A 13,213-nucleotide genomic window follows, 5' to 3' on the forward strand; every position below is an offset into this window, starting at 1 on the left:
GCAAGGGCGAAATTGCATCCGGCGCGCTCGTCTAATCTGTCTAAGCTTGCATTTTGCAAAGGATTGCTCGCCCGCCGACACCCTGGAGACTGTATGCGTTTGACCTGGTGCGCCCTGTTTCTCTTCAGCGCCAGCCTGGAAGCCGCAGAGCCGCCCCTGCGCTTTGCCATCGCCGACAGTTGGACCATGCCGGCCATCGAGGTCGAAGGCGACCAGCCCACCGATGGCATCCTTTTCGACACCATGAACAGCCTGGCCCGGCACCTGGGTACCCCGGCGCAGTTTCATGTCCTGGCCCGGGCCCGGGTGCAGAACGCCATGGCCCAGGGCGAAGTCGACGTGCGCTGCTACGCGGCCCAGGCCTGGCTGCCGAACCTCTCTGGGGATTACCTGTGGAGCGTGCCGCTGTTCATCCAGCGCAACCTGCTGGTGAGCACCCATCCGGAGCCCTCGGCGGTCAACCTGCAGCAACTGTCGCGCCAGCATATCGGCACCGTCCTCAGCTACACCTACACCCCCTTGCAGCCGCTGTTCGACACCAACCAGCTGATACGCGACGACGCCCGCAACGAGGAGCAGGTGCTGCAGAAACTGGTGGTCGGGCGTTACCGCTACGCCATCGCCAGCCAGTGGACCCTGGACTGGTTCAACAAGACCCAGGCCACCGGCAACCCGCTGTACAGCGTCGCGGTGCTGCAGGAGCAGGCCGTCGGCTGCTATGTACGCAACGATCCGAGAGTGCCGGCCCAGCGCATCCTGCGCACCCTGTTGCGGATGAAGATGTCCGGCGAGATCGACGCCATCATCCAGCGTTACGTCGGCCCCCAGGACGACGCTCAGCCTCCCGACATCGCCTCGCCCTGAAGCTCGTCGCTTCGCCATGCCCGCGGTGGCTCAAAGCTGCGCACCCAATCCAGCACCGCCTCGGCGGGCATTGGTGGCGCAATGAAATCCCCCTGGGCGACGTCGCAGCCAAGGGCCATCAAGCGCTCGCCATGCGCCAGGCTTTCCAGCCCCTCGGCCACCACGCGCCGGCCAAAGGCCTGGGCCAGCCCCACCAACGCCTGGATCAGCGCCTGATCGTCCGCGTCGTGCAGCATGTCGCGCACGAACAGCCGGTCGATCTTGATGGTCTGGGTGCGCAGGCGCTTGAGGTAGCTGAGGGACGAATGGCCAGTGCCGAAGTCCCCCAGGGAGAACTGCACGCCAAATCCCTGGCAGGCATCGAGGCAATCGCTGACCCGCTGGATATTGTCGATGGCTACCGACTCGACGATTTCCAGGTCCAGCAACGCCGGCAACACATCCGGATAGCGATCGAGCATGTCCTTGAGCCGCTCGACGAAGTCCGGGCGCTGGAAATGCCGGGCCGCCACGTTCAGGCTCACCGGCCAGCCCAGCCCCGCCTGCTGCCAGCCTTGCAGGCGGGTCATCACCTGGTCCATGACCCATTCGCCGATCTCGACGATCAGGTCGGTCTCCTCCACCTGCTGCAGAAACTCCTGGGCCCCCAGCATGCCGCGCTGCGGGTGCTGCCAGCGCAGCATCGCCTCGAAGCCCACCACCTCACCGGTACGCATGTTCACCTTGGGCTGGAAGTACAGGCGCAACTCGCCTGCAAGCAAGGCCTGGCGCACCTGCTCGACGGTCTGATAGGTGACCATCACTTCACGGTCGCGCAGTACATCGAACAGGTGGAAGCGGTTGCGTCCGCTCTGCTTGGCCACGTACATGGCCTGGTCGGCGTGGCGCAACAAGGTGTCGGCGTCGTGGTTGTCGGTGGGGTACAGGGTCACGCCGATGCTGGCGAAGACGTTGATGTCCTTGCCCTGGATCGAGTACGGCTGGGAAATGGTCGCCAATACCCTTTGCAACGCCGCGCGCAGCTCCAGCATGTCGCGCACGTAACGCAAAATCAGCACGAACTCGTCGCCGGCCAGGCGAGCCACCACGTCCTCGCCGCGGATGATCGAGCGCAGCCGCGCAGCCACCTCCACCAGCAGCAGGTCGCCACAGGCGTGGCCATAGCCGTCATTGACCGCCTTGAAGCCATCCAGGTCGAGCATGCAGACCGCCAGGGGAATATCCTGCGCCCGGGAGAAATCCAGAGCCTGGTGCAGCAGGTCCGAGAGAAAGGCCCGGTTGGGCAGCCCGGTAAGCACGTCGTGGCCGACCCGCCATTGCAACGAATGCAACAGCTGACGCTTTTCGCTGACATCGAAGCGGATCGACACATAACGCACCACCTGCCCGGAGCGCTGATCCACCAGCGGCACCATGGTGCTGTCGACCCAGTACAGGCTGCCGTCCTTGGCGCGGTTGCAGATCTCGCCCTTCCACACCCGGCCCTGGGTAATGGTCTGCCACAACTCGGCAAAGAACTCCGGCGGATGCAGCCCGGAACTGAGCATGCGGTGGTTGGCGCCGATCAGTTCTTCACGGCTGTAGCCCGAGACCTGGCAGAACAGATCGTTGACATAAGTGATGCTGCCGCCCAGGTCCGTCTCGGAGAAGATGGCGGCGGCATCGACGGCCCTGCGGTATTTCTCATCCATGAGTCGAACTCACTGTCGCTAGCGGTTGAACCGCTCGACCAGGGCACGCAACCCGGAAGAGATGTTTTCCAGCTCGGCGCCGCGAACCACTCCGGCGCTGGCATTCTCGGCAGTGCGCTGCACAGTGACGGCGACACTGTTGATCTGTTCGGAGACCGATTCGGCTACATGGGACTGCTCCTGGGATGCCGCGGCCATTTGCTGGCTCATATCGGTAATGCGCTCCACTGCCGCTCCGATGCCTTGCAGCGCCTGCTGGGCCTGGACCACCTGCTGCACGCCCTGCTCCGCCTCCTCGATGCCCAGGCTGGCGATCTGCACGGCTTCGTCGGCCCCGGCGCGCAGGCTCTGGATGATGCCCTGGATCTGCTGGGTCGACTCGCGGGTCTTGCCGGCCAGGGCCCGCACCTCATCGGCGACCACGGCAAAACCACGGCCCTGCTCACCAGCTCGGGCTGCCTCGATGGCCGCATTCAGGGCCAGCAGGTTGGTCTGGTCGGCAATCGCCTGGATCATGCTCGCCGCCACCATGATCTCCTGGGTCTGCCCGGCCAGATCGCCCACGGCCTGGTTGATCTGCGTCACGGTGCGCGCCAGCAACTGGATGGCATCCCGCGAGGTGCCGGCCACCTCGCTGCCCTGCCGGGCCAGCAGGTTGGCGGTGTGGGCTTCGCTGGCGGTGTGCTGGACGTGTTCAGCGACCTCGGTGATTGAAGCAGCCATCTGGGTCATGGCGGCCGCGGTCATGTCGGTTTCCGCCCGCTGCTCCAGCAGCGCCGACTCGGTGCGGCTGGACAATTGGCTGGAATCGGCCGCTGCGGTAGCCATCTGCCGGGCCAGATCGCTGAGGCGGGTCAGGGCGGTCTTTAGGCGCGCCTCCTCACTGATCAGGATCATCTGCAACTGCGCCGCCGGCCCCAGTGCTTCGCTGTAGGCCAGGGCGCAGATCGGATCGGCAAAGGTGTTCGGTGTGCTACTGACAATCTGCTTGAGCTGCTGCCCCAGGCGGCGCTGGGCCAGCAGCCCGACAGCCACGAAACCCGCGACCGTACAGCCCTGGGCGGCCAGCATCGGCAGCCAGTGGAAGGCGGCCAGGCAGCCTACCGCCACCGCCACCGGCAGCAGCAAGGGCCGGGCTGCGGCCTCGATGCGGCGCCAGGCGCAAACCGGCGCCTTGTCGGCCCGCAGGCGCGCATACAAGGTTTCGGCGCGGCTGACCTGCTCTCGGCTTGGCTTGACCCGCACCGACTCGTAGCCCACCAGTTTTCCGTCCTCCAGGATCGGCGTGACATAGGCGCTGACCCAATAGAAATTGCCGTTCTTGCAACGGTTCTTCACCACACCCATCCAGCTCTGGCCGGCCTTCAGGTAACCCCACATCGACTCGAACACCGCCGCCGGCATGTCCGGGTGGCGAACCAGGTTATGGGTGCTGCCGATCAGTTCGGCCTGGCTGAAACCGCTCATCGCTGCGAACTCGGCGTTGCAGTACGTGATGTGACTGTTGATGTCGGTGGCGGATATGAGCCGCTGCTGGTCGGGAAAGGTCTGCTCAACAGAGGTGACCGGCAAATTGAGACGCACTTTAGAACTCCATAGACAGCCTGCGATCAACAGTTACCGGCACCCGGCAAGAGGCTGATTCGCGATGTACTTTCCTGGCGGTACGGCTCAATCGGAAGGTTCGCCCTGATTGCAGCCGTACAGCGGTTTGCGCGGCAGTTGACCATCGATTCGACGGAGATCAACTAGGATCAGATGAGGCGTCAGGTGGGGACGGCGGACGGAGCGTTGGCGGGATTTACGAGACGTTCGAGCCTCTGCCAAGTCCTTGGTTTAGGTGAACAAGGGAAATGCAATGATTTCTTGTTTCATAAACCAGCCTTCTGAAACTAGATCACCAAATACCTGTCCGAAGCGCCGATTCTACGAAATGCATCACATTTTGCAAAGCAAGGTGATGAACCATGGTGTTGTCTAATGCCAATATTTATCGTTAAGTTCTTGATTCTAAATGGGAATTGAGCGATGCAAATTTCAAGTTTGGGTGCAGCCATCAAGCGCTATCGAAAGGTAGCGGGGCTTACTCAGGCTGAACTAGGTGAAAAAACCGGTTTTGACCCAAAAACCATCAGCCGCTTCGAAACCGGCACCTACACCCCCAGCGTTGAAGCTCTATTTCTGCTAGCCGAAGTACTGGGAGTGAAGCTGAAAGCCTTCTTCGCCGATCTGGGCGACGAAGAGGAACAGCGGGCTTATTTGTTCGGTGTCATTCACAAAGCCACCCCGAAGGATCTGGGAAAGCTGATAGCAGCGGTAGACCAGGCCTTGTCCAAGCCTTGAGCCCCGCAACAAATCAACTCCAAGAGGCAGGTTTATCGACACCGATAAGCCGGCCTCTTTTTCAATCGACGACTCCTGACAGGAACTGACAGGCCAGCCCCCTAAGCTTGCGCCCAATGCACCATCCAAAGGCCTCTGGAGTCGCCATGATCACCAACACCTATTTCCTGCTCTACGTGGACAGCCCTGCCCTCAGCGCAGAGTTCTATAGCCGCTTGCTGGATAAACCGCCGGTGGAATCCGGCCCGACTTTCGCCTTGTTCATCCTCGACTCGGGGATCAAGCTTGGCCTCTGGTCCCGACACACTGTCCAGCCGAGCGCTCAGGCCGCCGGCGGTGGCGGCGAACTGGGCTGGGCCGTGGACAGCCGCGAAGCGGTGGATGAACTGCATCGGCACTGGCAAGCCCTGGGCATGACCATCGCCCAGCCGCCGACCCAGATGGATTTCGGCTACACCCTGGTGGCCCTCGACCCGGACGGCCACCGCCTGCGGGTGCTGTACCTGACCATCGACTGAGTCGCCAGCCCTGAAACGGCGCCGGCATCGGCGCCCGACCCTGCAGCAAAATAAAACCGACCGCCACATTGAGCCGCCCGGCACTCATCGTTATCCTCCCCGCCAACTTGTCACAAAATGTAAGGGAATACGATGAAGTACCTGCGCCTCCTCATGGCCATGGCCGCCCTCTGCGCCATGCCCTTTCTTGCCAGCGCCGCCACCGCGCCCGAGAGCAAGGACGCCGAACCCCAGACCGCCGAACAGTTTCTCGCCTCGCTCTCCCCACGCCACGGCAACATCAAGCTGCCCGGGGATATCGCCAGCCTCGATCTGAGCAAGGAGTTCTACTACCTCAACCCCAAGGACACCGAGAAGCTGCTCACCGAGGGCTGGGGCAATCCACCTGGCTTCACCACCCTGGGCATGATCGTGCCCAGCGCCGTCAGCCCGCTGTCCGCCGAAGGCTGGGGCGTGATCATCAGCTACAAGAACGATGGGCACATCTCCGACGACGACGCCGCGAAGATCGACTACCAGGACCTGCTCAAGCAGATGCAGGAAGCGGACGAGGAAGACAACAAGCAGCGCCAGGAACAGGGCTACGGCGCCATTCACCTGTTGGGCTGGGCCGAGCAGCCAAGCTATGACGCGCAATCGCACAAGATGTACTGGGCCCGTGAACTCAAGGCCGAAGGCGCCCAGAGCCACACCCTGAACTACAGCATCCGCGTGCTGGGCCGCGAAGGCGTGCTGGAACTCAATGCCGTGGCTTCAATGGACGACCTGGACACCATCAAGCGCGAGATTCCCAAGGTGCTGGCCTTTACCAACTTCACCGACGGCAACCGCTACGCCGACTACAACCCGAGCACCGACAAACTGGCTTCCTATGGCCTCGCCGCCCTGGTGGCCGGCGGCCTCGCCAGCAAGGCCGGGCTCTTCGCCAAGCTCGGCGTACTGCTCCTGGCCGGCAAGAAATTCATCGTCCTGGGGGTATTGGGCCTTGCCGCCTTCATCGGCCGCCTGTTCAAGAAAAAGAGCTGAATCCCGCCCGGCAGCGCCCCGCCATTGCGCGGCGCTGGCACTTGCAAGGCCGGCACTAGCGGCCTTGCCCGGCAGGCACCTCATTGGCAGGTGTCGCCGACAAGCGCCGGCGCCACCGCCAACGCCAACGCCCGTCCAATTGCATCGCCATCACGCTACCCAGCACCACCGCCGCCCCCAGCACCACGCTGGACTGCAGAGTTTCGCCCAGCACCGTCGCGGCCAGCAGCATCGCCACCGGCGGAATCAGGTACATGGCGATCGACGCGCGGCTGACCTCGACCCGAGCCAGCACATAGGCCCAGGCCAGGTAAGCCAGTGCACTGGGAAACAGCCCCAGCAACAGCACCGCCAGGTTCACCCGTAGTGATGCCTGGGCCACCGCCTGCGTCAGCCCGGGGGCATACACCAAGAGCAGTAGCGTACCGCCCCAGACCATGTAGCAGACAGTGGTCAACACCCCATAGCGCCCGGAAAAGCGCCGCTGCAAGACGAAGTACAGCCCCCAGGAAAACGCCGCCAGAAGCACCAGCAGCCCTCGCGGCTCGATCGCCCCCAGGCCCTTGCCACCGGCCACCACCAGCACCGCCCCCAACAGCCCGATCACCACACAAAGCCAGCGCCAGCCACTGACCGGCTCCCTGAGCCAGAAAAACGCGATCAGCGTGCTGAAGATCGGCGCGGACTGCGCCAGCACGCTGGATGCTCCGGCGCTCAGCCCTTGCTGGCCGTAGTTGAGGCTGACGTGATGAAAAGCGATGGCGAAGAAACCCAGTACCAGCAACCAGGGCAGGTCGCGCCAGCGCGGCAGGGAGATCTTCAGCACCAGCGCCATTGCGGCCATGAACAGCGAGGCAATCAGGAACCGCAGCAAGGCCAGGTGCCCGGGGCTGTAGTCCTCCAGGCCGATATGGATACCCACCGGCGAATAGGCCCAACACAGAATCACCGCAGCGGTGGCCAGCACCAGCTTGAACAGGGGCGAGAGCATCACGACACAGATATCCAGAGGCAAGAAGAGGACCTGCAGTGTCCCGCCCTGCACAACTCACCACAATTAACCGATACTGAGGTTATTCCTCACTGGAAATGAGCAATGGAACTGACCCAACTGAAAATGGTGAAGGCTGTGGCCCGCACCGGCAGCATTGCCCGAGCGGCCGAGCAACTGCATTGCGTGCCGTCCAATATCACCAACCGCCTCAAGCAGCTGGAAGGCGAGCTGGGCACCGAGCTGTTTACCCGGGTCGGACGCGGCCTGCGGATCAGCCCCGCCGGGGAAATCTTCCTCGGCTACAGTGAACGCATCCTGGCCCTGGTGGATGAAGCCAAACGTGCGGTGGACAACCAGGCCGAACCCAGCGGCCTGTTGCGCCTGGGCTCGATCGAGTCATGCGCCGGTGGGCGCCTGCCTCCCCTGCTGGCGCAATACCACAAGCGCTATCCGAAGGTGAGCGTGGAGCTGGTGACCGGAACCTGGTCGCAACTCTTTGAAGAGCTGCTGCACCAACGCATCGACGGCGCCCTGGTGGCCATCGACAGCCTGCCGGCCAAACTGCAACAGACCGTGCTCTACCACGAACCGCTGGTGCTGATCTCCAGCGGAAACAGCGCCCCTATCCGCAGCGCCAGCGACTTGCAGCACCACAACCTGTTCATGTGGCCGCCGGGCTGCCCCTATCGCCGCGCCCTGGAAAACTGGCTGGGCAGGCACGGTCTGAACCTCCCCATCACCGGCTATGCCAGCTGGGGCACCATCATCGGCTGCGTCAGCGTGGGGGCCGGGGTCTCGCTGATACCGGAAGGGGTGCTGGAGCGCTATTCGCAATCGGCCAACCTGAGCGTGCAGCGCTTCGACGACCTGCTACCGGTGGATAACCGTTTTGTCTGGCACAAGGATGTACAACACCATGGCGCCAGGGACGCCTTTGCGCAGTTGCTGCGGGAGCAGCTGGGGGCCTGACAGCCCGCAGCAACCTTGCAGGCAACACCGAGCATTTGGACACAACGAGGCAGTCACGATGACTGAGCCCCCATCAGGGCGTCGATAAAGGGGGCCTTCTGCGCAAGGTACTCGCCAATGCCCTCGCGATTGCTGGCCTCAAGCCGAAACTTCAGATCCTGATACTGTTGGCGGATGCCGCTGTCCTGACGCAACAGATCGCGAAAGCGCAGCATGCGCCCCACCTGCTCATGACCGGCGACACAGACATGCACCTTGTGGGTGCGTATACCCTCTACATCGCGACGGTAAAAATGATGCCCGGGGGACAGATTGCTACCCCGGACATACCCCAGGGTCGCCATGAAGGCATTGCGCGCAGCTTCATCCACCTGCTCCGCGACCACCACTAGCAGATCGATTTCCGGCTTGGCCGCCAATCCTGGAACAGCAGTGCTCCCCACGTGATGAATATCCATCAGCTCGCAACCGAAGCCTTTGGCTATGCGCGCCTTCTCCCCTGCAAATGCCGCAGGCCAATGATCGTCATAGGGGGAGATCTTACTGGTTAGCGCCATGACCACTCCTTGATGCAAAGGCGTTGGATATTCCAGGAGCCCGCCGCCCGAGCCAACAGGACACAGGGATTGGCGAACCACAAACAAGGCGCACGACAACGGCACGTCAACAGAAATACTGCACGAGCTCGAAGGTTGGCAGGAATTTTGATTCATCTCGCTGAGGACCAACGAGGGGCGTTATGGAGGCAACCCCACCAGCCACACCCCGGCACACAATGTTCCCGCTGTGGCTGCTGCCTTCCGGCTCTGACCAGGTTCACGGGTAATCGTTGCGGGGGGACCGATGGGGTCACCATAACGACGCTCGCCTGACGGCGAGCCGCGCCATTGTACCTATCTGAGTCGAACTTACAACCGCTGGCTGCAGATTAAAATTCGATGGGCTTCAAGCACTTGGCCGTGGCCCACCTGCCGTGGGGGCGAACTTGCTGGCGAAACAGGCATCGCGGTGCATCAGGGAAATCGCGCTGGGGCCTTCGCGGGCAAGCTCGCCCCTACAGGACGGTGAGGATCAGTCCAGGGACAGGACTTCGTCGGCGCGGCCGCCTTCCTGCTGGATCACCAGGTGGATGAAATGCAATTTGGCAATCACCGCGGGCGGCAGGATGAAGGGGTAGAAATCCGGTTGGCCCATGCTGCGGGACAGTTCGTTGAGCATGCCCGCCAGTTCGATCCAGGCGTTGACGAAAGCCAGGAACGCCGGCCCGCCTGGATGCTGCGGATCATAGAGGCTGCTCAAGGGAAACGGCTGGTAGTCGAGGTCGACGTCCCGGGCGCTCATGCCGAAACCCAGGGCGGTGTCCACTGCGTCCACCATGTGCAGGTAGTGAGCCCAGGTCTCCGCCCAGTCTTCCCAGGGGTGCATGGTGGCGTAGGCGCTGACATGGCTTTGCTGCCAGCCAGCCGGCGCGCCCTTCTGGTAGTGCCGCTCCAGAGCTTGCGCGTAGCTGTAGCGTTCATCGCCGAAGAGGCTGCGAAAGGCTTCCAGCCAGGGGCTGTTGGCTATCAACCGGTCCCAGTAGTAATGCCCCACTTCGTGACGGAAATGCCCGAGCAGGGTGCGGTAAGGCTCATGCATCTGGGCACGGATCTTTTCCCGGTGGGCGTCGTCGGCTTCCTTGATATCCAGCGTAATGAGGCCGTTGGCATGCCCGGTAACCGGCGCCCTGCCCTCCAGATCAACACCGATGAAATCGAAGGCCAGCCCGGCCTGCTCATCCTCGCCCTTGGGGATCACCTGCAGCCCCAGGTCAAGCAATTGTGCTACCAGCCGGCGCTTGGCAATTTCCACCTTGCGCCAGCGCTCCGGGTTCTCGGCTATGGACAGGTCGGGAATGGTGCGATTGAGCTTGCAGGCCACGCACAGGCTGTCGGTCAGATGCGCCGGCAGCAGCCAGTTGCAGGCTGCCGGGGTATCGAGGTTGGCGCAACGCCTGAAGGCGCCGGCTTCGGGCTTGGCATCCAGCACCCAGGTATCGCCCGCCGGCCCGGGCTGCAGGGAAGACAGCAGACCCAGGTGTGGTGCATAGCCAAGCATTGCCGAACAGGCCAGGCACTGGCTGTTGCGAAAGAACAGCGATTGCCCGCAGCGGCAGGACCAGAGTTTGCTGTTACGTGAACGGTCGCCGACGAAGGGTGCGGCGATCCGGGAACTGAGCTGCTCGAAGAAGCGGTACATGGCGAATCCTCCCTGGGGCTTGCCAAGACTAGATCATGGGCAAGCCTGTGGGGTTCCAAGATTCGTACCACTGCGCCGCTGGCGACGAGGCGCACCCGAAGGCACGGCAGCGGCTACAGGTCAGGTCGGGACGCCGTGCTCGGTCAGGAAAGCCACGAAGGCCTGTTCGTCCAGCACCTTGAGCGCCAGTTCGTTGGCCTTGGCCAGTTTGGAACCGGCGCCGGGGCCGGCCACCACGCAGTGAGTCTTCGCCGAGACCGAACCCGCCACCTTGGCACCAAGGCTTTCCAGCTTGTCCTTGGCCACGTCGCGGCTCATCAGTTCCAGGGAGCCCGTAAGCACCCAGGTCTGCCCCGCCAGCGGCAGGCCCGCAACCACCTTCTTCTCGCTCTGCCAATGCATGCCAAAGGCCTGCAGCTGCTGTTCGATGGCCTGGGCCAGTTGTGCGTTGGCCGGGTTGTCGAAGAATTCACGCACCGCCTTGGCCTGCTTCTCCGGCAGCGCCTGGCGCATGTCCAGCCAGTCGGCCTCGATCACGCCTTGCAGTGAGCCGAACTTGTCGGCCAGTTTCTGCGCGGCGCCCGGGCCTACTGAAGGGATGTTGAGCTTGTCGAGCATGCCGCCCAGGGTGGTGCTGGCGGCGAATTCGGCGCCCAGTTCGCCCTGATCCTGCAGCACCAGGCCGCATTGATCTGCCGCCAGCAGGGAACCGATGACTTCCTGGTTATGACTGTCCTCAAAGAAGCTGTGGATTTCGTGAGCCACTTCCAGACCGACATCCGGCAGATAGGTCAGCACTTGCGGCAGTGCCTGCTGAACCCGTTCCAGGCTGCCCAGGGAGCGCGCCAGGACCTTGGCGGTTTCCTCACCGACATCCGGGATACCCAGGGCATAGATGAAGCGCGCCAGGGCCGGACGCTTGCTGTCTTCGATGGCCTTGAGCAGTTTGTTGCTGGACACCTCGGCAAAGCCTTCCAGGTCGATGATCTGCTCGTATTTGAGCCTGTAGAGATCAGCCGGCGAGGCAATAAGGTTCTCGTCCACCAACTGTTCGATGGTCTTGTCCCCCAGGCCTTCGATATCCATGGCACGACGGGACACAAAATGGATGATCGCCTGCTTGAGCTGGGCCCCGCAGGCCAGCCGGCCAACGCAGCGATACACCGCACCTTCGCTGACGGTTTCCCGGCCCTTGCTGCGCTTGACCAGTTGCGTGCGCTCTACGTGGGAACCACAGACCGGGCAGCTCTCGGGGATCTGCACCGGGCGGGCGTTCTCCGGACGACGCTCGGTCACCACTTGCACCACTTGCGGAATCACGTCGCCGGCACGGCGGATGATCACCGTGTCACCGATCATCAAGCCCAGGCGCGCCACTTCATCCATGTTGTGCAAAGTAGCGTTGGATACAGTGACCCCGGCCACCTTGACCGGCTGCAAGCGCGCCACCGGCGTCACGGCACCGGTACGACCGACCTGGAACTCCACGTCCAGCAGCTCGGTGAGCTCTTCCATGGCCGGGAACTTGTGGGCGATGGCCCAGCGCGGCTCCCGGGCACGGAAACCTAGTTCCCGCTGGGAGGCGATGCTGTTGACCTTGAACACCACGCCGTCGATCTCATAAGGCAACGCATTGCGCCGCTCGCCGATCTCGCGGTAGTAGTCCAGGCATTCGTCGATGCCCTTGGCCAGCCGCAGTTCACGACTGATGGGCATGCCCCACTGCTTCAACCGTTCAAGGTTGCCGATATGGGTGTCGGCGATGTCCGCGCTGACCTGGCCCAGGCCATAGCAGCAGAACTCCAGGGGCCGACTGGCGGTGATCTTCGAGTCCAATTGACGCAGGCTGCCCGCCGCTGCGTTGCGCGGGTTGGCGAAGGTCTTGCCGCCCGCTTCCAGTTGCGCAGCGTTCAGGCGCTCGAAGCCGGCCTTGGACATGAACACTTCACCGCGCACTTCCAGGGTTGCCGGCCAGCCACTGCCTTGCAGCTTGAGGGGAATGTTGCGCACGGTACGCACATTGACGCTGATGTCTTCACCGGTGGTGCCATCGCCACGGGTGGCGCCGCGCACCAGTACGCCATCCTGGTACAGCAGGCTGACTGCCAGGCCATCGAGCTTGGGCTCGCAGCTGTACTCCACCGCCGCGCCGCCACCGAACAGATCACCGGCCGGCAGGTCCAGGCCTTCGTTGACCCGGCGATCGAACTCGCGCATGTCGACTTCCTCGAAAGCGTTGCCGAGGCTGAGCATGGGGATTTCATGACGCACCTGGGTGAAGGCCGAAAGCGCTGCGCTGCCGACACGCTGGGTTGGCGAATCGCTGGTCACCAGTTCAGGGTGCTCGGCTTCCAGGGCCTTGAGCTCACGGAACAGCCGGTCGTATTCCGCATCCGGGATGCTGGGTTCATCCAGTACGTGGTAGCGGTAGTTGTGCTGGTCCAGCTCAGCGCGCAGCTCAAGAATGCGGGTTTCGGCGGCGGTCATGGGGTTCTCTCACAAAGCAAAAGAGCAGCCTAGGCTGCTCGATCTGAAGATTGGGGCAAGGACTTCGCTGGCAAGCCAGTTCC

At 62.9% G+C, this 13,213-nt stretch carries 11 protein-coding genes, 1 other RNA gene and 1 pseudogene; 5 read left to right on the forward strand and 8 right to left on the reverse strand.

The features are described from left to right. Window positions 1-93 precede the first annotated feature (93 nt). Window positions 94-864 carry a substrate-binding periplasmic protein gene (locus AC1RCO_RS30185; RefSeq protein ID WP_011060223.1) on the forward strand — a complete coding sequence of 257 codons (771 nt, stop codon included), beginning with the start codon at window positions 94-96 and terminating at the stop codon, window positions 862-864. On the opposite strand, the gene AC1RCO_RS30190 is transcribed toward AC1RCO_RS30185, so the two are convergent. The 3 genes and pseudogenes from AC1RCO_RS30190 to AC1RCO_RS30200 all read right to left on the reverse strand — a co-directional run. Beyond that, the gene (locus tag AC1RCO_RS30190; RefSeq protein WP_011060222.1) at window positions 837-2,555 is read right to left on the reverse strand and encodes a putative bifunctional diguanylate cyclase/phosphodiesterase; all 1,719 of its coding nucleotides are present in this window, start codon (window positions 2,553-2,555) and stop codon (window positions 837-839) included. The two genes, AC1RCO_RS30185 and AC1RCO_RS30190, sit on opposite strands and share 28 nt — an antisense overlap. 18 nt (window positions 2,556-2,573) lie before the next feature. Beyond that, on the reverse strand, window positions 2,574-3,626 hold the full coding sequence (locus AC1RCO_RS30195; RefSeq protein ID WP_375538628.1) for a methyl-accepting chemotaxis protein: 1,053 nt from the start codon (window positions 3,624-3,626) through the stop codon (window positions 2,574-2,576). 231 nt (window positions 3,627-3,857) lie between these two features. Beyond that, a pseudogene (locus tag AC1RCO_RS30200) lies at window positions 3,858-4,139 on the reverse strand (PAS domain-containing protein); the annotation flags it as partial. 444 nt (window positions 4,140-4,583) lie between these two features. On the opposite strand from AC1RCO_RS30200, the gene AC1RCO_RS30205 reads away from it, so the two are divergent. The 3 genes from AC1RCO_RS30205 (at window position 4,584) to AC1RCO_RS30215 (ending at window position 6,442) form a co-directional block, all read left to right on the forward strand. Then, window positions 4,584-4,898 carry a helix-turn-helix domain-containing protein gene (locus AC1RCO_RS30205; RefSeq protein ID WP_011060220.1) on the forward strand — a complete coding sequence of 105 codons (315 nt, stop codon included), beginning with the start codon at window positions 4,584-4,586 and terminating at the stop codon, window positions 4,896-4,898. A gap of 146 nt (window positions 4,899-5,044) precedes the next feature. Beyond that, window positions 5,045-5,416, forward strand: coding sequence for a VOC family protein (locus AC1RCO_RS30210; RefSeq protein ID WP_011060219.1), 372 nt, complete (start codon window positions 5,045-5,047; stop codon window positions 5,414-5,416). Between the two features lie 132 nt (window positions 5,417-5,548). Then, window positions 5,549-6,442: a DUF2167 domain-containing protein gene (locus AC1RCO_RS30215; protein WP_123397603.1), complete on the forward strand. Its 894-nt coding sequence runs from the start codon at window positions 5,549-5,551 to the stop codon at window positions 6,440-6,442. Between the two features lie 55 nt (window positions 6,443-6,497). Here AC1RCO_RS30215 and AC1RCO_RS30220 read toward each other — a convergent pair whose 3' ends face one another. Continuing rightward, window positions 6,498-7,433, reverse strand: coding sequence for a DMT family transporter (locus AC1RCO_RS30220; RefSeq protein WP_492618374.1), 936 nt, complete (start codon window positions 7,431-7,433; stop codon window positions 6,498-6,500). Between the two features lie 105 nt (window positions 7,434-7,538). Here AC1RCO_RS30220 and AC1RCO_RS30225 point away from each other — a divergent pair, with 105 nt between their 5' ends. Then, on the forward strand, window positions 7,539-8,405 hold the full coding sequence (locus AC1RCO_RS30225; protein ID WP_011060216.1) for a LysR family transcriptional regulator: 867 nt from the start codon (window positions 7,539-7,541) through the stop codon (window positions 8,403-8,405). Window positions 8,406-8,458: 53 nt separating this feature from the next. Here the strand turns inward: AC1RCO_RS30225 and AC1RCO_RS30230 are convergent, their stop codons facing one another. The 4 genes from AC1RCO_RS30230 to ligA form a co-directional block, all read right to left on the reverse strand. Next, window positions 8,459-8,962 carry a GrpB family protein gene (locus tag AC1RCO_RS30230; RefSeq protein ID WP_492618344.1) on the reverse strand — a complete coding sequence of 168 codons (504 nt, stop codon included), beginning with the start codon at window positions 8,960-8,962 and terminating at the stop codon, window positions 8,459-8,461. Between the two features lie 192 nt (window positions 8,963-9,154). Further along, window positions 9,155-9,251: signal recognition particle sRNA small type (gene ffs, locus AC1RCO_RS30235), an RNA gene on the reverse strand. A gap of 225 nt (window positions 9,252-9,476) precedes the next feature. Continuing rightward, window positions 9,477-10,643, reverse strand: coding sequence for a zinc-binding metallopeptidase family protein (locus AC1RCO_RS30240; protein ID WP_011060214.1), 1,167 nt, complete (start codon window positions 10,641-10,643; stop codon window positions 9,477-9,479). Window positions 10,644-10,763: 120 nt separating this feature from the next. Continuing rightward, window positions 10,764-13,130 carry an NAD-dependent DNA ligase LigA gene (gene ligA, locus AC1RCO_RS30245; RefSeq protein WP_492575715.1) on the reverse strand — a complete coding sequence of 789 codons (2,367 nt, stop codon included), beginning with the start codon at window positions 13,128-13,130 and terminating at the stop codon, window positions 10,764-10,766. Window positions 13,131-13,213 lie beyond the last annotated feature (83 nt).

Source organism: Pseudomonas sp. GW823-FHT03E05 (genome assembly GCF_058796855.1).